17 protein-coding genes are annotated in these 21,825 nt (G+C 43.9%); 13 read left to right on the plus strand and 4 right to left on the minus strand.

Annotated features, from left to right (window positions below):
• Window positions 1-4 precede the first annotated feature (4 nt).
• The 3 genes from K2F45_RS12015 (at window position 5) to K2F45_RS12025 (ending at window position 3,278) form a co-directional block, all read left to right on the plus strand.
• The gene (locus tag K2F45_RS12015) at window positions 5-1,804 is read left to right on the plus strand and encodes a RagB/SusD family nutrient uptake outer membrane protein (RefSeq protein WP_248933696.1); all 1,800 of its coding nucleotides are present in this window, start codon (window positions 5-7) and stop codon (window positions 1,802-1,804) included.
• Window positions 1,804-2,634: a metallophosphoesterase family protein gene (locus tag K2F45_RS12020; protein ID WP_075992405.1), complete on the plus strand. Its 831-nt coding sequence runs from the start codon at window positions 1,804-1,806 to the stop codon at window positions 2,632-2,634. The genes K2F45_RS12015 and K2F45_RS12020 overlap by 1 nt, the downstream gene beginning before the upstream one ends.
• A gap of 218 nt (window positions 2,635-2,852) precedes the next feature.
• A complete protein-coding gene (locus K2F45_RS12025; RefSeq protein WP_075992406.1) occupies window positions 2,853-3,278 on the plus strand; it encodes a DUF3995 domain-containing protein in 426 nt (141 codons plus the stop codon).
• 141 nt (window positions 3,279-3,419) lie between these two features.
• Here the strand turns inward: K2F45_RS12025 and K2F45_RS12030 are convergent, their stop codons facing one another.
• Together K2F45_RS12030 and K2F45_RS12035 are read right to left on the minus strand one after the other, a co-directional pair.
• Window positions 3,420-4,376, minus strand: a complete 957-nt coding sequence (locus K2F45_RS12030) for a nitrilase family protein (protein ID WP_075992407.1) — start codon at window positions 4,374-4,376, stop codon at window positions 3,420-3,422.
• A 41-nt stretch (window positions 4,377-4,417) separates the two neighbouring features.
• The gene (locus K2F45_RS12035; protein WP_237241627.1) at window positions 4,418-5,281 is read right to left on the minus strand and encodes a helix-turn-helix transcriptional regulator; all 864 of its coding nucleotides are present in this window, start codon (window positions 5,279-5,281) and stop codon (window positions 4,418-4,420) included.
• A gap of 407 nt (window positions 5,282-5,688) precedes the next feature.
• On the opposite strand from K2F45_RS12035, the gene K2F45_RS12040 reads away from it, so the two are divergent.
• The 10 genes from K2F45_RS12040 (at window position 5,689) to K2F45_RS12085 (ending at window position 19,993) form a co-directional block, all read left to right on the plus strand.
• A complete protein-coding gene (locus K2F45_RS12040) occupies window positions 5,689-8,742 on the plus strand; it encodes a SusC/RagA family TonB-linked outer membrane protein (RefSeq protein WP_075992408.1) in 3,054 nt (1,017 codons plus the stop codon).
• Window positions 8,743-8,767: 25 nt separating this feature from the next.
• A complete protein-coding gene (locus tag K2F45_RS12045; protein ID WP_248933697.1) occupies window positions 8,768-10,135 on the plus strand; it encodes a RagB/SusD family nutrient uptake outer membrane protein in 1,368 nt (455 codons plus the stop codon).
• 38 nt (window positions 10,136-10,173) lie between these two features.
• A complete protein-coding gene (locus K2F45_RS12050; protein WP_248933698.1) occupies window positions 10,174-11,523 on the plus strand; it encodes a beta-carotene 15,15'-monooxygenase in 1,350 nt (449 codons plus the stop codon).
• A 23-nt stretch (window positions 11,524-11,546) separates the two neighbouring features.
• On the plus strand, window positions 11,547-13,016 hold the full coding sequence (locus K2F45_RS12055) for a hypothetical protein (RefSeq protein WP_075992411.1): 1,470 nt from the start codon (window positions 11,547-11,549) through the stop codon (window positions 13,014-13,016).
• 21 nt (window positions 13,017-13,037) lie between these two features.
• Window positions 13,038-14,489, plus strand: coding sequence for an MBL fold metallo-hydrolase (locus tag K2F45_RS12060; protein WP_075992412.1), 1,452 nt, complete (start codon window positions 13,038-13,040; stop codon window positions 14,487-14,489).
• Window positions 14,490-14,520: 31 nt separating this feature from the next.
• On the plus strand, window positions 14,521-15,192 hold the full coding sequence (locus K2F45_RS12065; RefSeq protein WP_075992413.1) for a hypothetical protein: 672 nt from the start codon (window positions 14,521-14,523) through the stop codon (window positions 15,190-15,192).
• A gap of 193 nt (window positions 15,193-15,385) precedes the next feature.
• Window positions 15,386-15,547: a hypothetical protein gene (locus K2F45_RS12070; protein ID WP_153847574.1), complete on the plus strand. Its 162-nt coding sequence runs from the start codon at window positions 15,386-15,388 to the stop codon at window positions 15,545-15,547.
• A gap of 20 nt (window positions 15,548-15,567) precedes the next feature.
• Window positions 15,568-16,995, plus strand: coding sequence for a phytoene desaturase family protein (locus K2F45_RS12075; protein ID WP_248933699.1), 1,428 nt, complete (start codon window positions 15,568-15,570; stop codon window positions 16,993-16,995).
• A 149-nt stretch (window positions 16,996-17,144) separates the two neighbouring features.
• The gene (locus tag K2F45_RS12080; RefSeq protein ID WP_075992415.1) at window positions 17,145-18,308 is read left to right on the plus strand and encodes a TlpA family protein disulfide reductase; all 1,164 of its coding nucleotides are present in this window, start codon (window positions 17,145-17,147) and stop codon (window positions 18,306-18,308) included.
• 1,091 nt (window positions 18,309-19,399) lie between these two features.
• Window positions 19,400-19,993, plus strand: coding sequence for a TlpA family protein disulfide reductase (locus K2F45_RS12085; protein WP_075992416.1), 594 nt, complete (start codon window positions 19,400-19,402; stop codon window positions 19,991-19,993).
• Window positions 19,994-20,133: 140 nt separating this feature from the next.
• Here K2F45_RS12085 and K2F45_RS12090 read toward each other — a convergent pair whose 3' ends face one another.
• Both K2F45_RS12090 and K2F45_RS12095 read right to left on the minus strand, forming a co-directional pair.
• Window positions 20,134-20,325, minus strand: a complete 192-nt coding sequence (locus tag K2F45_RS12090) for a cold-shock protein (RefSeq protein WP_070566486.1) — start codon at window positions 20,323-20,325, stop codon at window positions 20,134-20,136.
• Window positions 20,326-20,678: 353 nt separating this feature from the next.
• On the minus strand, window positions 20,679-21,734 hold the full coding sequence (locus tag K2F45_RS12095; RefSeq protein WP_075992417.1) for a 3-oxoacyl-ACP synthase III family protein: 1,056 nt from the start codon (window positions 21,732-21,734) through the stop codon (window positions 20,679-20,681).
• Window positions 21,735-21,825 lie beyond the last annotated feature (91 nt).

Genomic DNA, 21,825 nt, shown 5'->3' on the forward strand with positions numbered 1-21,825 from the left:
TATCATGATAAATAAATATATAAAATTAGCCGTTGTATGTTCAGGTCTTTCTCTGCTTGTAAGCTGTAACGACAACTACTTGGATCGTGTCCCAGAGACTGCGATCAATAACGAAAATTTCTTCAATACAGCGACCGACCTGGAGTTGTATATCAATGGATTGTACAATTTTTCAGGAATTGGGATCTATCAATCGGATGCCACTACAGACAATGCAAGTACAACAGGCAATACGGAGATAAAAACCATAATGGCCGGTAATGCCTCTGCGGCGACGATATCAGGAGGCTGGAGCTGGGAACAGCTCCGCAAAATAAATTTCTTTCTACAGCATATGGGCAAGGCTAAGATCAGTGAGAGTGAAAAGGCACATTATGAGGGGCTAGGCCGTTATTTTCGCGCTCGGTTTTACGTAGAGAAAGTGCAGCGTTTCTCAGATGTGCCCTGGGTGGATAAAGCCCTGGAGGTTGGAGATACGGATTATCTTTTTGCCAAGCGCGACCCACGAGCAACGGTGGTGCAGAAAATCATGGAAGATTTTGAGTTTGCCGCACAAAACGTACAGCCCCGAATAAAATCGGGTACGGTCAACAAGTGGGTGGTGCTGCAGGAATATGGCCGCTTTGCCCTATATGAAGGAACCTACCGGAAATACCACAACGAACTGGAATTGAAAACCACGGCAACTGAATTTCTGAACAAAGCACAAGCGTTGAGTGATCAGCAGATGCGCGAGGGTGGTTTCAGTATATACAATACCGGTAAGCCCAATCAGGACTACGGCACTTTATTTTTTAGTGAAAATCTTGAAAACAACAAAGAGATCGTACTTGGACGTTTTTATGCCAACAATGTACTCAACGCAGATTCGTGGCCGGGTATGTTTGGTAATTATGAGTACTATCCTTTGCGTGATCTTGTGCAGGCCTACCTGATGAAAGATGGTTCATTTTATGCGGCCCAGCCAGGTTATGAAAAAAACACCTTCGTCAAAGAGTTCGAAAACCGCGATCCACGTCTGGCACAAACGTATGCTTATCCGGGATGGCAGTTGATTTATTCGCATACCTATGCGCAAGGGGCGGGACTGTATGTGCAGCAATTGGCCAAAAATTTCTCGGGCTACCATCAGATTAAAGGATTTCAGAATACGCTCAGTCTGGAAGCGCGCAATAATCTCGATATTCCTTTATATCGCTATGCGGAGGTTTTATTGAATTTTGCCGAAGCAAAGGCCGAGCTGGGACAGCTGACGCAAGCCGATCTTGATCGTAGTATCAATCTGTTGCGTAGACGTGCGGGTATGCCGGATATGGTTGTAGGCGTAGGTATCGATCCCGTTATGGCGACACGTTACTCCAATATCGAAAGCAACCAGCGTAATCTCGTGCTGGAGATCAGACGCGAGCGTCGCGTTGAGCTGGCTTTTGAGGGATTCCGTTTCACGGATCTGATGCGTTGGAATGTAGGTGAATTGTTGAAGAACAAACGTGAGGGCATTTACTTCTCCGGATTGGGGCAGCATGATATGACCGGCGATGGTATTCCGGATATCGTACTGTTAGCTTCCTCATCGTCCATTCCGGCGGTGAAAGAGAAAAACAGTCTGGGGAGAGAATTGCAGTATTATCGTGTTGGCCGTTTTGGGCAGGATGTAGGCGTATTCTTATCGGAAGGGAATAATGGTACAGTCGAAACGATCGAAAATACAGGAACCTTTGAGGTGCCTAAATTCTACTATCGCCCCATACCGCAAGGGGAAATACTTTTAAATGATAATCTTAAACAAATATTTGGATGGTAATGAAAAATTCGATGACAAGGGCTTTATGTTTTCTGTTCCTCACATTATGTAGCCTTGGGAGGATCAGTGCACAGGAATTTAAGTTTGCATTTTTAACCGATCTGCATGTGCATAGCGATTCTACACTTGGGCAAGTGGAGCTACGGTTAAAATCGCTGTCACCTCAGGTGGAACTGCTGCTAAGCGGTGGTGATAATGTGGATATTGACAATCTGAAATCGGCTGATCTATCGGCTGGCGAGCAACGAATCAAGTCGTTGAAGGGACTTTTTGACCGCACTAAAAAGCCTTACCACATGGCTATAGGCAATCATGATCGTTTGCCGCGCGATTTGCGCGACGGCACTAATGATTTTGCGCTCTTTGAAAAGGCGTTTGGTCAGACCTATTACAGTTTTGACCATAAAGGCTGGAGGTTTATCGTGTTGAATAGTGTGGAAACCAAAGATAACCACTATGTTATTGGTGACAAGCAGCTGGCTTGGCTAAAAGATCTTGTCGAAAAAACAGGCAAAGATCAGCCTTTGGTGATTATCTCCCATGTCCCTTTTTTATCGGTTTATTATCCGGTTTTAGAGGGGCGTTATACAGCTGCAGATACTTTTACAAACCAAAAGCAGGTGTTTGATCTTTTTAAAGACCACAGCCTAAAGCTGGTCCTGCAGGGGCATATGCATTTGTATGAAGAGATTAAAGTGAAAGGGGTACAGTTTATTACAGCAGGAGCAGTATCGGGCAATTGGTGGCATGGAGCTTTTGAGGGGACTGCGCCCGGGCATCTCGAAGTGGATGTCCATGGGAAAGATTTCAGCTGGAGTTATGTGAAATAGAGAAACCTGTTTTTTAACTTTTACTTAGTACAATAAGAAATAACCTCAGAGGTCATACACTCTGAGGTTATTTTATTTTTACTTTTTTTGTCCTATTGACTTTTTCCAAGATATGCTATGAATTGTTTATTTAATAATTCGCATTTCTGCTGCTGCATAGCTTGCCTGTTTCAGGAGAAACCTGAAATAGGCAAGTTAAAATACGTTATATTTACCTTATGGAGTTTGTACTTTCAATCGTTATCGCCACTATTTTTATTTTTTTGGCTTTGTTGCATTTTTTCTGGCTGCTCGGTGGACATTGGGGAATGGCTGTTGCCGTTCCGACCGATCTGAATGGCAGAAGGATATTTAATCCCACCCGGGTAGGCACTTTGCTGGTTGCTATCGGATTATTGATTTTTGCGTTTGTAAATCTATGTGCCATCGGAGTTTTGGATGTTCCGGTAGACGCAAAGTATATTCGCTATGGGATGTATATGGTCAGTGGTATTTTCCTTCTCCGATTTATTGGCGATATGAAGTTTGTCGGCATCTTTAAGAAGTACAGAAAGTCTTCTTTTGCAGTAAGAGACACCTATTTTTATAGCCCATTATGTCTTTTTTTGTCGGTCTCTAATGGCTTTTTGGCGTTTGTATTATGAGAAAAGACAAGTGCTTTTTCTTAAGGTAGTTGGACGTGCTGTCGTCTGGCAAACATCTGGAGGGTGATCGATAACATTATTGGATAAACTACTTTAAGACCTTTTCACCTGGTCTTAAAGTAGCCATTCGGTTTAGCGGAACTAACGATTGTCGGTATTCAACCAGACCACTTTTTGTTGGGACTCATGCTGTTGGCTGATAATGTCACCATAGAGATCTGGCCTTCGAGCATTTATGTAACGATATCCACCGGCTTGAATCAGTTTTTCGGGCGTAATGGTGGCTATTGTAAAACTATCTTCAAATGTACGGCATTCAGTCAGAATATCCCCGAAAGGATCTAGGATCATGGAACATCCATTTTTTAACTGATCGTCATCCATGCCGATGGGGTTTGAAAAAACAACATAGAGCGCATTGTCATACGCCCGGGCTGGCAGCCATTTCATCAGCCAGCTGCGTCCTTTCATTCCGTCAAATTCTAAGCGCAAGCTGGTTGGATCGTTTTCGCGATTTTGCCAAAGCTGCGGATCAACAAAACCTGCGCCAGGTCGGGAAGAAGGGGTACACATGGTTACATGGGGCATAAAGATGATATCGGCACCCAATAATTTTGTTGCGCGTACATTCTCGACGACATTATTATCATAACAGATTAAAATACCACATTTCCAACCGTGAATTTCAAAAATAGTATAGGCTTGCCCTGCTTGCAAATGGGGGTTTATAAAGGGGTGAAGCTTGCGATGCTTTGCAATTAGGCCATTTTTGTCTACACAGATATAAGGTTTATATAGGTTATCGTCCTCATCCTTTTCAAACAGGCCCGCGAGGATAGTGATGTTGTATTTAGCGGCTATTGAAATCAGCTTTTGTGTACTTTCGCTGTCTGGGACAAGTTCGGCGATCGCAAGCATTTGTTGTTTATCTAAATTTCGGGCAAAGGTATACCCCGTTATGGAGCATTCGTGAAATGCAATTACCTCAGCACCCTGTGCGGCAGCCTCTTGCGCAAGTCGTTCGATAATGGCTAGGTTATAAGCCTTGTCCGCACTTTTGTGCTCAAATTGTGCCGTAGCAATTTTTAAGTTGTCCATATTTCTTTAATTGATCTATAGACAAAGCTACACGCGGGGCCCTAGCTGAAATTGTATAAACCCGACATGCGGTCCGATTTGCTTTTAAATTCCATAAAGTTGATTGCTAGCCGATTTGTACTATTTAAATATTCCGAAGGTGTGATGCCGGTATATTTTTTAAATGCCCTGATGAGGTGGGACTGATCAAAATATCCACTTTCGTGGCTGATCGTTGTTAAGCTCGTTTCAGCTGACTTGCTGCGTAGCAATTTCAAAAAGGAATGGAATTGGACAATATTGCCAAATTTTTTTGGGCTCATTCCAACCTGTTCCGCAAATATTCTTTCCATATGCCGTTCGGTGTAACCGCTGTATTGAACAATTTGTCCTACGGTAATCAATCCCTTTTGCGCTGTGATATGTTGCAGAATTGCAGGGAGTGGTCCCTGATTTGGATACTTCTGCCGGACTGCATATGCATAAAAGAAGGCATTTAATGCATGTACTTTTTCAGTTGAGGACTTCGCACGCATCAGGCTGTCATATAGCCTGATAACGGACTGTCCAAATACATCTTGCGTAACAATAATTTGATCTTTTAGTGCGTGGGCTGGGATACCGAGTAACTTATAGAGCCCATCGGGTTGGAAGACAATAATAACAAATGAAGTCTGTGTCAGCAGTGCGAGATCTTGGAAATGACTGATCTGACCATACAAAAATGAAGCGGGGAGCTGCTGACTTTCGTTGATGGACAGGTGGCCTTCATTGAGAAGAAATACCATTCCAGTGTTACCATCGGAAAATAACCGCAGTTTTTTATGCTGATCACCATCACTTTCCAAAAAAAGATAGTGCTTGATGTAGGGCGATAAAATTTCTGGAGGAAATAGCTGCATGATCTGATCGGTAATTGACTGCATTCAAATGTACATATTTCCGTCAGCTTTTCTTCACCAATTTACTCAATTTTTAGTGGAAGAAAAGATAGTTTAAAATAAAGTCTACTAATATTGTAGATTTTATTTTATGTTTACTATATTTGTTTTATCAACCTAGGAGATAAGCTTGCCTTTCTTACAAGCCACATCTTCCGCACGTAATGATTACAATGTTTAACTTAATTCATTATTTATGAACTACAAATTTTATCTTAACCCTTCCCAATCGAGCGCAAGTCTGCGCAACGGTAAATCCTTTTGTTCTGATTTCGATAGGCGAATGTGTAGCTAAGTCTAGGGGAAAGTATTTCTTTCCATAAAAGCGGCTTTTCTGACAAGTAATCAATTGGCGTTGGCACTTGTAAATATTCACTGTTAAAATTTTACCTATGAAAAATAGCGTATGGAAGTACGCCGTGACGATTTTTTTGTCACATGGTTTGCTATTGCCTGCATTTTCGCAGCAATCTGAGCCACTTATAAACGCAACCTTAAAAGGTATTGTATTGGATTCGATTACCAATCGACCTATTGAAGGCGTTACCATAAAGCTCGAAGGTGTTACTCATCAAGTAAAGACCGATGCGTCGGGAAGATTTCAGTTTGTCACAGGGCAACGACTTCCCTTGACATTCTCAACTTCATTTTTGGGATACAAAGGTCGAAAGATAACCGCACAGGAGGCGCAGATTCAGATCTTGCTTCAACCTAGCGTTTCTGATCTGGATGAAGTGGTCGTCGTAGGCTACGGTGTACAAAAGCGAAGAAATCTAACGGGCGCAGTTGCCAAGATTGACGCTGCCGAAGTCAACAAAATTCCGGTAGCAAGTTTTGATGCCCAGTTGCAGGGCAAGCTTTCCGGTGTGCAGGTTTCCACCAATTCAGGAGTTCCCGGCGAAAGCATCTTTCTGCGGGTTCGCGGAACGACATCGATCAACTCCAGTAGCGATCCCTTATATATTATTGATGGCGTATTCTTAAATAATACTTCGCTCCAAAATATCGGGCTTGGTGGACGGACCAGTTCGCCACTTACGGATATCAACCCAGCAGATATCGAATCCATTGAAGTGCTGAAGGATGCTTCGGCAACCGCGATCTATGGTTCCCGGGGTGCCAATGGTGTGATCATCATTACCACAAAAAAAGGAAGTTACGGTAGCCGTACCAAAATTGACCTCAACTTGCAGGGGGGCTGGGCCGAAGCCAATAAATCCTTGTTGCCAAAATTGGCTACAGGTCCCGAAACGGCAACCCTCGCCAACGAGTGGTGGATAAACTCCGGATTGGACAATCCGGCATTGAAACAGACTTTCGCCAACAGGCCTTATCGTCCAGTTTCGGAAGGCGGGAAAGGAAATCCTGAAGATCAGCCTACCTATGATCGCCTTGGTTTCCTGTTGCGCCATGGGAAGCTGCAGGATTATAACATCGGTATACAGGGGGGCGGCGACAAATCAAGGTTCTATATCGGCGCAGGCTACACAGGACAGGAAGCTTTTATAAAGGTAATCGACTTCTCGCGTACCAATCTCAAATTTAATTTCGACCATCAGATCAGTAGCCGTGTCAAAATCGGCCTAACAAATAATTTTTCCAGAACCTACCGCAATCAGGCGCGTACAGGTGATGGACCTCAGGTAAGTCTTTTTAATTCGGCCGTTTCTTCGGCAACGAATGTTCCGATATTCAATACCGATGGATCACTCAATGGTACCGATAATACCTATACACTGGTGGACAACTACGATGTCAATACTACAAGTCTGCGTTATGTAGGAAGTGCCTTTGCGGAAATCGATCTAGTGAAGGGATTGAAATTCAAATCCAGTTTTAGTGCCGACTATAACTTATACGATGAATCACAGTACTGGAACAGTAAAACCAGTATCGGTATCGCGAATAACAATCAGGCGACCTCGGGAATATCGAGAAATGCTACCTGGATAAACGAACAAACCCTGACGTACCAAAATACCTTCGGCAAGCATAGCCTGAATGCTATTTTGGGAAATACCTTGCAGAGCAACGTACTTGATTACAAATACCTGGAGGGGAATGGTTTTGCCAATGATTCCTTTAAACAGATTTCATCGGCAGCCAATATCATTGCATCCGACAATTGGACTAAATATACGATTGCTTCCTTTTTTGGAAGAGTAGGCTATAGCTATGCAGACCGTTATTTTGCGGAGGCAACCCTGCGGGCAGATGGCTCGTCCAAGTTCGGTGCCAACAACCGATGGGGTTATTTCCCGGCTTTTTCAGCAGGCTGGCGGATTAGCCAAGAAGCCTTTCTGGCCGATCAAACCTGGTTAAATGATCTGAAAATTAGGGCTTCCTATGGATTGACGGGCAATCAGGCCGGAATCAGCAATTTCGCCGCCAGAGGTCTTTGGTCGGGCAATGAAAAATATGCCGACAGCTATGGCAAGGTGTTGCCAAGTACAGGTCCTTTCCAGTTGGGGAACGAAAATTTGCGCTGGGAGAAAACAGCGCAGGCAGATCTTGGGCTGGATGTGGCGCTATTCAAAAACCGCCTGTCCATTACCTTAGATCTTTATCATAAATATACCTCCGATCTTCTCCTCGAACGACCTATTGTTGGCAGTTCTGGTTTTTCAAAATACTGGGCCAATGTGGGCGAGATCAGCAATAAAGGCTATGAAGTGTTGATCAACTCGCTCAACGTGAAAACAAAAGACTTTGCCTGGAATACAAGCTTCAACATTTCGGGAAATAAGAATAAAATCGAAAAACTGCCCACGCAGATTACCCAGTATACTCGCGATTGGGTTATCCTGAAAGAAGGTTATTCACTCAATTCATTCTGGCTTTATGAACAACTTTCCGTCGATCCGCAGACCGGAAAAGCCGTGTTTGACGGACAGCTGAGCGATGGTTCTTTGCCTACTTCGGCACGTAAAGTTTTTCGGAATGCTTATCCCAAGTTTTATGGGGGAATAGGCAATACCTTTACCTATAAAAACTTTGATCTGGGTGTAGACTTTAGTTTCCAATATGGCAACTATGCCGTTAACCTCAACCGCTACTTTCGGGAGCGTAACCCGAGCAGCGGTGGCGTATTTCAAAATGTGCTAAACAGATGGCAACAGCCGGGTGACATCACCGATGTGCCACGACTGACTTCGGAGGGCCTCAACTATACCATCGATGCCAATAGCCGCTATCTGGAGGATGCCTCGTTTTTAAAGCTCAGACAGCTCTCGTTTGGTTATAAATTGCCGAAAGAGCTAGTCGAGCGGGCGAAATTGACTGCTGCACGCATCTATTTTGTAGGGTCTAATCTCTTTGTGTGGAGCAAATACACCGGTGATCCAGAATCGAATGTGACCAGCAACCCGAACGCACAGGGGATAGGATCCTTCGGAACGCCACCACAGCCCCGGACGTTTCAGCTTGGCCTCAATGTCACCCTATAAACGTTAACCTTAATCTGTAAAGCTCATGAAAAAAATTATATATTTCCTTTTTCCGCTTCTTGTCTTTCAGCTCAGTAGCTGCAGCTCGTTTTTAGAGGTCGAGCCCAAGAATTCAGTGTCTGATGAAGTAACCATCGTTGACGGGAGCTCTGCCGCAACAGCCGTGCGGGGTATTTACTCGGCACTTCGGTCCAACGATTACTACGGCTATAGCTTTCAGCTGCTGGGATTCTTTTCGGCAGACAACATCGTCTATCGCGGTAGTCAAACTGTCCATCAGACCTTGACCAATCATACGGTAAAATCTGACCTCGCTGTGCTTGCTACGGCATGGAACCAGATTTATGCCACTATCAACAGGGCCAACCATGTGATCACCAAAGTACCTAACCTGGCGCTGACGACCACTTTTACTGAGGCCTATCGAAACCAGCTTGTTGGGGAGGCTTATTTCGTGCGTGCATTGGCCTATTTTGATCTGGCCAGAACCTGGGGGGGTGTACAGATCGTGCTGCAGCCAACGACTTCGGCGAGCAGTCTGCCACAAGTCCAAAGGAGCTCTTTGACTAACACCTATGCACAGGTATTGCAGGATCTACAAAAGGCCGAACAGCTGCTTCCCAATGAAACCAACCGTATCCGTGCGACCAAGAAGACTGCGCGAGCGCTGCTGGCAAGATTCTACCTGTATCAGAAAAACTGGTCTGAAGCCATAAAATATGCCTCGTATATTATTGATGATAATACCAATTATGGTTTGGTGAGCCCATACCGCTCATTTTATGCCAACAATACCTCCAATACCAAAGAATCGGTCTTCGAATTGGTCTTTGATATCAACAATACTAGTGGTCAGGCCAGTCAATGGTTGTCGGGAAATAATGGGGGGACTGCCTGGATCAGACCTTCTCAGGCCATCTACGACCTGCTGGTAGATCCAGCTGTTGGTGGGGATCGGACGGCATTGGTATCCAAGACCTCTTCATCCACAGATCCGAATATCCTGATCGGCAATCTGTATTACCGAACAGACCGAACAGACCCCGTCTTTTTGATCCGTACGGCCGAGCTTTACCTCATCCGCGCCGAAGCATTGGCGCAACGTAATGGCTCGGGCGACCTGACAGCTGCATTGGCCGACTTAAATGCCATACGCTCACGCGCCAACATCAAACCCTTGCAAAGTCTCGAAGCGGCAGCGCTCCTGCAGGCCGTAGAAGATGAAAATCGCGTTGAATTTGCCCTGGAAAACCATCGCTGGTATGATCTGCTGCGGACAGGACGCGCGCAACAGGTACTCAATATTTCCTCCGTGAATAGGCTGCTGCTGCCGATACCGTACGCTCAGGTTTCGATAGACCCGAATCTACAACAAAATCCAGGTTTGGATTGATCGGATGAATCATTTGTTTTTTATTTAATCGGATTGAAATGACAACATTTGCAGACTCTCATTTTTTTAAGCGCTATCGCTCAGCTATTTTATACATCGGCCTGATCTTCTTTTTGATACTCAGCATCCCGTATGACCCCAATCTTTTTACGGGGAGTTCATTTGCTGACTTGTTTTCATTGGAGAACTGGTTTGGATTGGCGACTTACCGCACTTCTTTTATCGCCGAAAGCCCTTTCGTAGGTAGCGATGTGCGCGGATACTACAACTGGGCAATTGCTCTGGCTCTCGCGCTACTGCTATTTTGGGCCTTTGGCCGTAAAATCAGGCAGACTTTTCAGGCCGATGACGATCGTGTGTTTTACTGGCTCCGCGTGCTACTGCGCTATCGTTTAGCATTGGCCATTACTTTTATAGGTCTTGTCAAAATCATCCCTATACAACTTCCCGAGCCGACCATTAGCGAGCTGCATACCGAATACGGTGATTTCCTGCTCTGGAAGCTCTATTACCTGACCAACGGCATTGCGACCGCTGGATATCTACCAGTAATAGGCGCGCTGGAGATCCTGGGCGGACTCTTTTTACTGAACCGCCGTACAGCAATCATCGGTTCGGGATTACTTATTGCCGTATTGCTCAATGTCGTGATCGTTAATTATGTATACGAGATCGGTGAACAGGTCTATAGTTCGTTTTTGCTATTGCTTGCAGTCGTTATCTTCTCGTACGACTGGCCCCGTTTTTATCAGCTTTTGATTAAAAAGGCAGCAACTATTCCCGATGGGTTTTGGCCTGTCTATGGCCGCAGAGTCGCGGGCATTCGTCCTTATCTGCAGGTCTTATTCCTGCTGCTGATCGCCGTATTTAGCGTGCAGGCTTACCTAAGCTGGAAGAATTCCGATTACCCATTTCCCGATGAAAAGGGATTGGAAGGAGCAGCAGGCGTATACGATGTAAAAGACTTCGTCTGGAAAGGCGATACTATTCCATATTCGCTAACCGATACATTGCGATGGAAGGATGTGGTTTTTGAAAAATGGAATACGCTCAGCATCCGTGGAAACCGTTCTGTAAAGGTCGATAGCCTCAAACCGCGTATCGCCTTCAATCGCGAGCGTAACTACGAATACCTGGGCAATGGTGGGCGAGAATTCTTTGGCTATACGAGCAAGCAGGGAACTGATAAGAGCACAACCACAATCAAACTTACCGGAAAAGTGAGTAAAGGCTACACTTTTGCCTTTATTGTCAAAAGACCCGACAAACGGACAGTTTTACTTGATGGAGTCAATCAGCTGGGCGACTCATTGCATGTACGGCTGGAGAAAGTGAACAAGAAATATCTGTTGCATGAAGGCCGCAGAAAACCGATCCGTATTTATTAACGATTCAAATTTAGACTAAGTTTATGGCAACGATTCAATATTTGGAAAGCATTCCTACCAGCCAGCAGGAGCAGGGTTGGAAGTACTGGGAGAAAGTAGGATTTAGATTTACTTTTATTTTCTTTATCCTGATGGTGGTACCCCTGGATTGGGAATGGTACGAAAAAGTTTTTAAACCCGAATCATTATATGATTGGATGGCAACGATCGCCGGTGGGTCGCGCACGGGTTGGATAGAAATAGACAGCGAAAGTGGCAAATGGGGGTTTGCATCGTATACGTCTTGGTGGCTCAATGGCCTGATTGCTGTGCTGGGTGCTTCCATCTGGACGATATTGGCCCGAAATAGTAAGGTGCAACGCTATGATGCGCTGTACTATTGGTTGCGGGTATTGGTACGCTACCGCATTGCACTGGGGCTGATCGCCTTCGGATTTATCAAGTTCTTTCCCATGCAGATGCCATTTCCATCTCTTGCCAATCTGAATACCGATATCGGTGAATATGCCCCCTTTAAGTTGTATTGGCAAATCGTCGGTGTATCCTATAAATATGAGATCTTTTTAGGCTTTTTGGAGATAGCGGCGGGAAGCCTGCTCTTCTTTCGGCCCACGGTCGTAATAGGAGCCATTATCAATGCTGGAGTCCTCTTTAACATTGCCCATGCCAATATTGCCTACGATGGCGCAGTTCATGTATACAGTTCATATTTTGTATTGCTTTCCCTTTTTCTATTGCTGCAGTATCTGCCTGCGATCTGGAAGCTTTTTATTCTGCGCGAACCAGTAAGCACCTATTACTATGTGCCCAAGTTTGTCAGGAAGTGGAATAAGCCATTTTATTTTGGCCTAAAGGCGACCATTGTAGTCCTGTTTATTTTCGTTTACGGCTTTTATCGCTATGAGCGATTCTATGATGAAGGGCGTCTAAAGGAGCCTGTACTTCCTGGACTGGCAAAAGCTGCAGGACATTATGAGGTTTCTAGTTTTCTGCTGAATGGAAAGTCTCAGGCTTATTCACCTGCCGATTCAGTACGTTGGCATGAGGCCTTTTTTGAGCGTTATTCGACCTTGGTCTACAAGGTCAATAAAGCCAATTCGATCGACCTTGGCAATGGTACCCCGGCTTTAAATGATGTGCTCAAAACTTACGAGTTTACAGGCCGGGCCGGAGGGAAGAGCTACCTCTACTATGAAATAGATTCGACAGAACACGCACTGTATCTGATCGATAAAAATCAGAAATTCAGCAAGGAACAACGTAAAAAACTAGATGAAAAACTAGATGTGGGACTGAAAGCGCTGTATGGAAAAGCGCAGGGTGATAGCCTGCATGTGCTGAAATGGGCTTACGAACGACCAACAGCGGAACAGATCAAACTCAAAGGGCTGGATGCTAGTGGTAATAACCTCGAAATTACCCTCAATCGCGTCAAAGAATCCTATCTCACCGGTAAAGAATGGTATATGAAAAATACACTATTTACCTACTAATTGTCTAAAAAAAAGAATGTTATGAATAGAAGATCATTTATCCACCGTTCAGCTGTCCTTTTTACCCTTGCTTCGGCAGGTCAGGGGGTATCCTGTTTTGGAAATACCAATAATTTAGCGAATGGCTACAGCATCAGGCAGTTCGAAGATGAAGGCCTGGCACAGTTTTCCTATGCGATCTTGGCCGATAAGAAAATTGTGCTTGTGGACCCGGCCCGTGATCCAAGGCCCTATTACGCTTATGCAAAGGAGCAGGGAGCGAAAATTATCGCGGTTGTGGAAACACATCCGCATGCTGATTTTGTGAGTTCCCATCTGGAGATCCATCAGGATTTGAAAGTTCCGGTTTATGTCAGCAAGCTTGTCCGTGCGACCTATCCCCACCATACTTTTGACGATGGCGATACATTAAAGATTTCGGACCACATTGTGTTGCATGCCATCAATACAGCCGGACATTCACCAGATAGCATATCTGTTTTGTTAAAAGAAAATGGTCGCGATGTGGCGATCTTTTCGGGGGATGCGGTATTGATTGGTGGAGTTGGAAGGCCCGATCTGCGCGAGTACTCGGGAGAACAGGCTACGCAGCGCGAAAAACTGGCGCGGCAGCTCTACCATACCGTTCATGATATCTATGCAACGTTAGGCAATCAGGTGCTTTTGTATCCGGCACATGGCGCTGGATCACTTTGCGGAAATGCAATAAAGGGTGCTAAGCAAAGTACCATTGGCGCGGAAAGAGCCCACAACTTGGCCTTTCAGCAAAAATCGGAAGAAGCGTTTGTTCAGCAGATTCTAGCAGATCGTCCGCCTGTACCGATCTACTTCCCTTATAATGTAGCATTGAATCGTAGGGGAGCAAAACCATTATTAGCTTCTTTGTCTGGTATTTCAGTGGTTTCGGCAGCAGCGGTGCCTCATGCACAGAGCACTGTCCTCGATACCCGCCCCGCTTCAGAATTTAGGGCGTCACATTTTCCGGAGGCCATTAATATTCCCGAACGTAGTAAGTCAGAATCTTGGGTAGGAACTTTTATTGAACCGAAAGAAGGTTTTTATCTCGCCGTAGATACCAAGGAACAGGGGAAGGTGCAGCTCGAAAAGCTGGCCAAAATTGGCTATGAGCAGTTTGTTAAAGGTATCGTGTTGTATGGGGATTTCGCGGGGCAGCCTTCGACAGCTTTTGATCAGACCGCTTTTGATAGGGCGCAAGATCAATATTTTATAGTGGATGTACGTACGGCCGAGGAAGCTAAGACTGGGCCAGTATTCAAAGGGGCTCATAACATTCCGCTGGCCGAATTGAAGGCGCATATTGCCGAGCTACCAGTGGATAAACCTATCGTTGTGCACTGCGCTTCGGGTTATCGCTCGGCCATTGCAAGCAGCCTCATCAGTGAATGGGTGCCAAAAGCGCAGGTCTGGGATATCGGTGAACATATTAAAAGCTATAAGCAATCGGTGAATTAACAAGAGGATTACACTTAAATGCATACATGATATGAAAGATTTAAAATTATTGGCTAGCATGTTATTAGCAGTGGTGGTGTTGCTCAATGTGACCAACTGCCAATCCAGGCAGGATACGAAGGAAGCCGTAAAAAATAGTCAGGTTTCATTTAAAAAGCAAGAAGGAGTTCGCTTTAAGCAGGAACTTGAAAGCCTGAATAAAACGAACAAAGTGCCGGTACAAATTCCTGACAATCCGCGGATCGTCTATGCGACCGAACAGGATGTGTTGGAGCTGGACAACGGTATTGTCCTTTTTGGATGGCCCAGTTGTCCATGGTTTCGGAATGCCATAACGCCGCTGCTGGAATTTGCCCAGGAGGAGAAGGCGGCTATTTATTACCTCAATATTCACGATATCCGGGATCTTAAGGAGAAAGATAAGGAAGGTAAAGTGATCACGACCAAGGCCGGGAGCCCGGGTTATGAAGCTATTTTGGCAAAATTTCACGATGTCCTAAATCCTTATACAGCTGTGGGGATTGATTCCATTAAACGGATTTCTTCGCCGACGGTATTATTTATTGAAAAAGGTAAAGGCGTGCATAAGGTTGTTTCTACGGTTGTATCACAGACCGATCCGAAAATCAAGCTTGATAGTACGCAGCGACAGGAGTTAAAGCAACGGTATCGCGCCTATTTTTCGGATGAACATATTATATAAATGATATTTCTTATAAAGTTGTTTGATAGGATTGTATATGAGTTCTAAAGATGGGTGCGGCCCGGAAAATAAATCCTTTCAATGCAGGTAAAAGTTTGTATCCAAGGGCATAAGTTATAGTAAGGGAATCAGTAGCTGAAAAAGCCATAAGGATACATGGTGTACACATTATAGTAAATTAAATGGATAACATATGAAAAAAATAATCAATCTTGGACTTTTAGCGTTTGTTTTAACGACATTTACAGTCTCCTGCGGATCTGCAGGTAAAAAAAAGGATAATAGCAAATCGTTGTCCGATTCTACTTCGTCAAAGCGCTCAAAAAAGGAACAACCCAATACAGGCTGCGACTAGGAGTGATTAAAAACTAGCTTATGCGAAAATTTGATGCAATTATTATTGGCTCGGGACCAAATGGACTTGCTGCAGCGATTACCTTTCAGCAGCAAGGGCTGAGCACGTTGCTTATTGAGGGTGCCGATACAATCGGTGGGGGAATGCGAACCAAGGAACTTACAATTCCGGGTTTCAAACATGATGTCTGTTCGGCGATTCATCCCATGGCTATGGCATCGCCATTTTTCAGGAGTTTACCTTTGGAAGCATTTGGGCTATCTTTTGTTAAGCCTGAGTATGCGGCAGCACACCCATTGGACGAAGGGGAAACGGGAATTCTTTACCATAGTCTTGCCGAAACGGTAGAGGGTTTGGGAGCAGATGGCGAAAGTTATCGTAAGCTGGTGGAAAAGGTCGTGACACATTGGGAGCGCCTTGCGGCAGATATTATGGGGCCATTATCCTTTCCGAAGCATCCTTTGTCTTTAGCCTCGTTTGGGCTGGATGCACTTCAGCCGGCAAGCTGGACAGCAAAGCGCTTTACTTCCGTGCAGGCACAGGCTTTATGGGCAGGGATGGCGGCTCATGGAATTCAGCCCCTAGACAACTGGACAACTTCTGCAATTGCCATTGTGCTTGCGGCGGTAGGCAACAAATATGGCTGGCAGATACCGATTGGCGGCTCGCAATCCATTGCCAATGCGCTGTTAGGCTATTATCAATCGTTGGGTGGGGAGATCCAAACGGGCTTTTGGGTAGAGGATGTTCGCGATCTACCATCCCATAAAGTCCTACTCTGTGATATCACGCCCAAGCAGTTGTTGCAGCTCAAAGGTATAGGTCTTGCTAGCGGCTACCGCAGACGCCTCGAAGGCTTTAGGCAGGGAATGGGGGTATTTAAAGTCGATTGGGCATTATCAGAAAAGACGCCTTTTAAAGATCTGCGTTGTCAGCAGGCCGCTACAGTACATTTGGGAAATACCTACGCCGAAATTGCCGAAGGCGAGCAGCGGAGCCATCTTGGGAAGAAAGTGGATAAGCCTTTTGTGCTGTTTGCGCAACAGAGTGCGTTTGATTCCAGTCGTGCTCCCGAAGGCAAGCATACGGGATGGGCGTATTGCCATGTTCCTAATGGGAGCAGGGTCGATTATACTGAAGCTATCGAAAATCAGATTGAGCGCTTTGCGCCGGGTTTTAAAGAAACCATTCTGGCCAAGCATACCTTTTCTCCTACGGAGCTCGAAGAGTACAATCCCAATTACATCGGTGGTGATATCAATGGCGGTATTATGGATATTTCGCAGCTGTACAGTAGGCCCATTTTGGCTCTAAATCCGTACCGAACCTCGGTCGACACGATTTATCTCTGTTCATCATCGACGCCTCCGCGTGGTGGGGTGCATGGCATGTGTGGTTATCATGCTGCACGGACAGCGCTCAAGGAACACTTCGGTTTGCTGTTGTAAACCGCGCCGAATAAGTATTTCCTTATCCGCCTCTATTTGTGGCCCCTGTGGCCACATGCACAAAATTTATCGATATTTAAGATAAATTAATAGAAATATTTACGAATTATTCGTAGTTTTAATAGGTAAATTAAAGCTATATAGAATACATGAAAGCGATATATTCCTTACGTACACTCATCTTTCTCTTCTGTTTGTGGAGCCTGCCGCTTCAGGCTCAAAACGTCACCGACATTTTAGAAAAATCCAAATGGGCACTCGACAAAAAAGAAGTAATAAACTACAATTACAGACTGGCAATAAACTATGCTTCGGAAAATTACAACTACACGCTGGAAGGGAATACCTATTTGGATTTTAGGACAAAGGACAATCCGCTAGGTCTGGCTTTCCAATTCGAGAATGCACAGAGCCATATCGTGTATAATGGATCGGAGTCTTTTGAGCTTAATCTCCTTGACAAGACAAGTGTGCTAAAACGTCATCCCCAAAAAAGCGAGCTGGGGCGTTTTACCTTTTTGAACATGAGTCTGTTGACCTGGAAAAATGTGCTTCCCCTTATTATCACTTCGACCGATATCCAAAAGACTTTTGTTGACAGTCCGAATTCTATATGCTATGCGATACGAATCGGGATGGGGCAGCGGGATATTGATCAATTAGGAAATGTGAATGCCCTCACCGCGAAAAGAAATATGAGCTATACCGTGCTGTTGGATAAAAAAAGTTACCTTCCTGTCGAAATTATTCAGGAAAATGATGTGCTTAAAGGCGATTTTGTCAGAACACAGTTTAGTAATAATGATTTAGCTCAAGCTCCGGCCGAACGCTCCTGGTATTATTCCAGTTATCCCGGATATAAGATAAAAGATCCGAAGGTGCAGGTCTCGTTGGTTACGGGTGAAATTGCTCCAAAATGGCAATTACCGCTGGTTTTAGGCTCTAGATCAATCAAGCTCGATTCTCTTCAGGGCAATTACGTGCTACTTGAATTTTGGATAAAGAACTGCGGCTATTGTATTGAAGCGGTTCCACTCTTGAATGAAATACAGCAGAGTTATGTAGATAAGGGGTTAAAGGTGATCGCTATAAATGCTGCCGATCGTGAAGCGGATATCCAAAGCTTCCTTCGTCGAAATAAACCTGTATACCCCAGTGTATGGGATAGGGATGGTAAAATCGGCGAACTTTATGGCGTCAGTGGATACCCACAAGCTTTTCTTTTGGATAAAGAAGGTCGACTGTTATTCCAGGGAGCTACAAATTCTGCTGAATTGCAAGCTGTACTTGCCCGGTTGCCACGGAATAAGTGATTTTAGCCGTTTTTTTATTTTTCTGCAGCATAAAGTCTTTAGAAAAAAATAAGCTAATGGCTGTGAGTTTCTAATTTCGGCAGTATTTTTGCTATATAGGGCTACGAAAACACCCCAAATAATATGTTGCATTAGGCCAAGATAATTTCTTGGCCTTTTGTATGTAATTCCCCCTTTAGTATGTAGACAATATCCCAGGTTGATACTTATGATGGCAATATCGGTTTCGATGTTGCTTTTTCTATCGCTAAATACTAAATAAGAAGAAATAAATCGATAAGAAGAAATAAATCGGTGCGTACGGCAAGTATAAACTTAGGAAAGACACTTTGGCCGGGGTAAGCTGGGCTCCTGAGGCAATAAAATGCCTACCAAGCTATGATGCCGAAAAAGGAAACTTTAACACAGGTCAGGCAAAAGTTCATCTTGCCATCGCAGGGCGAACTATAGATGGATGGTATCCGATGGGTAAAGTTGATGTGTTATAAAGAGAATGATGTGTAACCACTTGTTTATATTAGTTTAGTTAATTATCTTATCTATATAGTTTTATGTTTTTAATTATTGGGTATTGTGTCAGTTTGTCAGCCGTATAAGTAGGTACTCAATAGACTTTACAGAATATTGTAATTCCAGAAAATAGCGTTTGTAAATAGGGGTTATTTTACACTTTTCTATAGTAGAATGCGGTCACTTTGTGCATTATCTTGACGAATGGGATAAAGGGCCGGCCCATTTCGTTGTTTTTGTGTGCTGAACGCCTCAATTTAGCTTTAGTGAGGATGGATTAGGATCTGGTTTTTGCCGTGGAAATGTCGATGGTGCGCTGTTATTTTATACAGATGTCGGCCTGGCTCCATTCGGAAAATCATGAGCCATACAGCAAATAAGTTGGAGTTTTTTTGTTTTTGATAAATACGCTAATTATTTATATACAGTGTTTTGTATATTTTATATCGATTAAAAGTATAGGTGTTATTTTGCCTTATAAAGGCCGCAATGGTGTCTATGAAAAGACGATGTGTGGGATGAAAGGATGAAATGATTGTGGAAAAAAATCCATAAATTAGGGGAACTAAACAAGCTGTTTTATGAATGTAAAATTTATTCTAAAAGCTTTCTTATTATTTGCCCTTTGCCTGATCCATGTAATCGGTCATACGCAAGAAAGCAACAACAATAAGAAATTGTGGGCAAAATCAATTTTGAATCAAAAGGCGCCAAAACTTGAGGTCGAGCAGTGGCTTACAGATGCGCCTGATACAAAGGGTAAGTTTATCCTTATTGATTTTTGGGCTACTTGGTGTGGTCCCTGCCGGAAAGTAATTCCTGAACTCAATGAATGGCATAAGAAGTATGGTGATAAACTTGTGATCATTGGCCTTTCAGATGAAAAAGCAGAGGTCATTAAAAAGGCGAAGGAGATTAAAATAGATTATTTCTCAGCGATCGATACGAAAGCGAAGTTGAAGAAACAGCTCGAAGTACAGGGAATCCCACACTGTATTTTAGTAGATCCGGATGGCATTGTACGCTGGGAGGGTTTTCCGACGTTAGAGGGGCATGAGCTCACCGATGATGTTGTTGCTGATATCATCAGAAAGTATTCCAGAAAGCGCGGGAGATTCAAAGATAGCAGTCCATATTTTCTGCGACAGGAAGAAGTGATGTTGGCTGGATTGTAAAAAGTCTTTCATGTGCCAGACCGATAAATCGTCCGATTTTTTGCGGTACTTGGGTATGAAATGGATAAAAAAAAGTGTAACGGTTGCCCGTTACACTTCGCAAGAAGATAAATAAATTATCTTCTTGTGTGTTTACTTAATTATGCGATACGTACGTTAACTGCATTAACGCCTTTTTTACCGTTTTCTACATCAAATGTTACACTGTCATTTTCACGTACTTCGTTGATTAAACCAGATACGTGTACGAAAATGTCGTCTCCACCACCAGCAGGCGTAATAAAACCAAAACCTTTTGTTTGGTTGAAGAATTTAATAGTTCCTTCTTGCATTGTTTTATAAATTATATTAAAGTAATCTGTACTGCACTATTGTGATAAATGAATATGAACAATAGTTAATCGATTTTTTGCAAGAAATAGGATCTGATTTTAATGATCTTGGATTGACTCAAGTCCAAAAAGGTCTTTACCTCCGTTTTGCTAACAAAAAAGCTTCTGAAAATGCGAAAACTGAGTGTTAAGTATAACTTGACGATTTCAGATAAGCAAAGGCGGAGCCGATTATAATACAAATTTAAGTATAAAATATTGATATATACAGTGTTTTGTTATTTTTTATGAAATAAATCCTATGCAGGCTCTGTGTTAGCATAATAGCTACACGATGTAGTCGCAAAATTACATTAAACCCGATAAGTAAAAGCATTGATATTCATACCGGCGCCAACAGACGCAAATAGGATGATATCGCCTTCTTGTAGGGATTGATTGTCTATCTTCCCACGGGCAATGAGGTCATAGAGGGTAGGAATGGTTGCCACGCTGCTATTTCCTAATGTATGGATGGTCATTGGCATAATATCGGGCGGGGGTACTGTACCGTATAGTGCATAAAATCTCATCAGAATGGCTTCGTCCATCTTCTCGTTGGCCTGGTGGATCAGTATTTTTTTGATTGCCGTGATATCGATATGCGCTTTTTGGAGGCAAGCCTGCATGGCTAAAGGAACTTTGCTGAGTGCAAACTCATAGATTTTGCGTCCTTTCATTTTAATATACCGTATATCAGGGTCCTGCTCTTGTTGATAAGAGCTTCCGAAATTGATATAGTTCGCTTCCTCAAGCGCATAAGTTGCGCTCTCATGTGATAGGAGCCCTTGCTCTGTCGTAGTGGCTTCGATGATTACAGCGCCAGCGCCATCCGCATAGATCATCGAATCTCTGTCAAAAGGATCTATAACACGGGAAAGCGTTTCTGCGCCAATGACCATACAGCGCTTTGCCATACCTGATTTTATGAAAGCGTTGGCATGCAATACGCCTTCGTTCCAACCAGGACAGCCAAATAGTAGATCATAAGCCACACATTTTGGATTGCTGATCCCGAGCTTTTTCTTCACCCTGCTTGCTAAACTGGGTACAGTATCCGATTGGATTTTGCCAGATTGCACATCGCCATAATTATGTGCAACAATAATATAGTCCAATGTTTCAGCAGCTATACCGGCGTCTTCAATGGCACGTTGACCAGCTAGGAAAGCAAGGTCTGAAGCCACTTGGTCAGGATCGGCGTAACGGCGTTCCTCAATGCCGGTGATTGCCTTAAATTTTTCAATGACAGAAGCCGGCTCCTTGAACGGCAGCCCATTTTCATCCAAAAAAAGATGGTTGGCGAAGTCTGTATTGGCTATTTTGTGGGATGGAATATAACTGCCAGAACCGATAAATCTAATGTTCATAATTGTTTCTCCGTACGTATTGTGTATAAATATATTTCGACGATCATCCCCTTATGCTATGCTGATTCCTTATGGTCGTATACATTCACAT

The sequence above is a fragment of the Sphingobacterium siyangense genome, from assembly GCF_023277505.1.
Lineage (GTDB): Bacteria > Bacteroidota > Bacteroidia > Sphingobacteriales > Sphingobacteriaceae > Sphingobacterium > Sphingobacterium siyangense.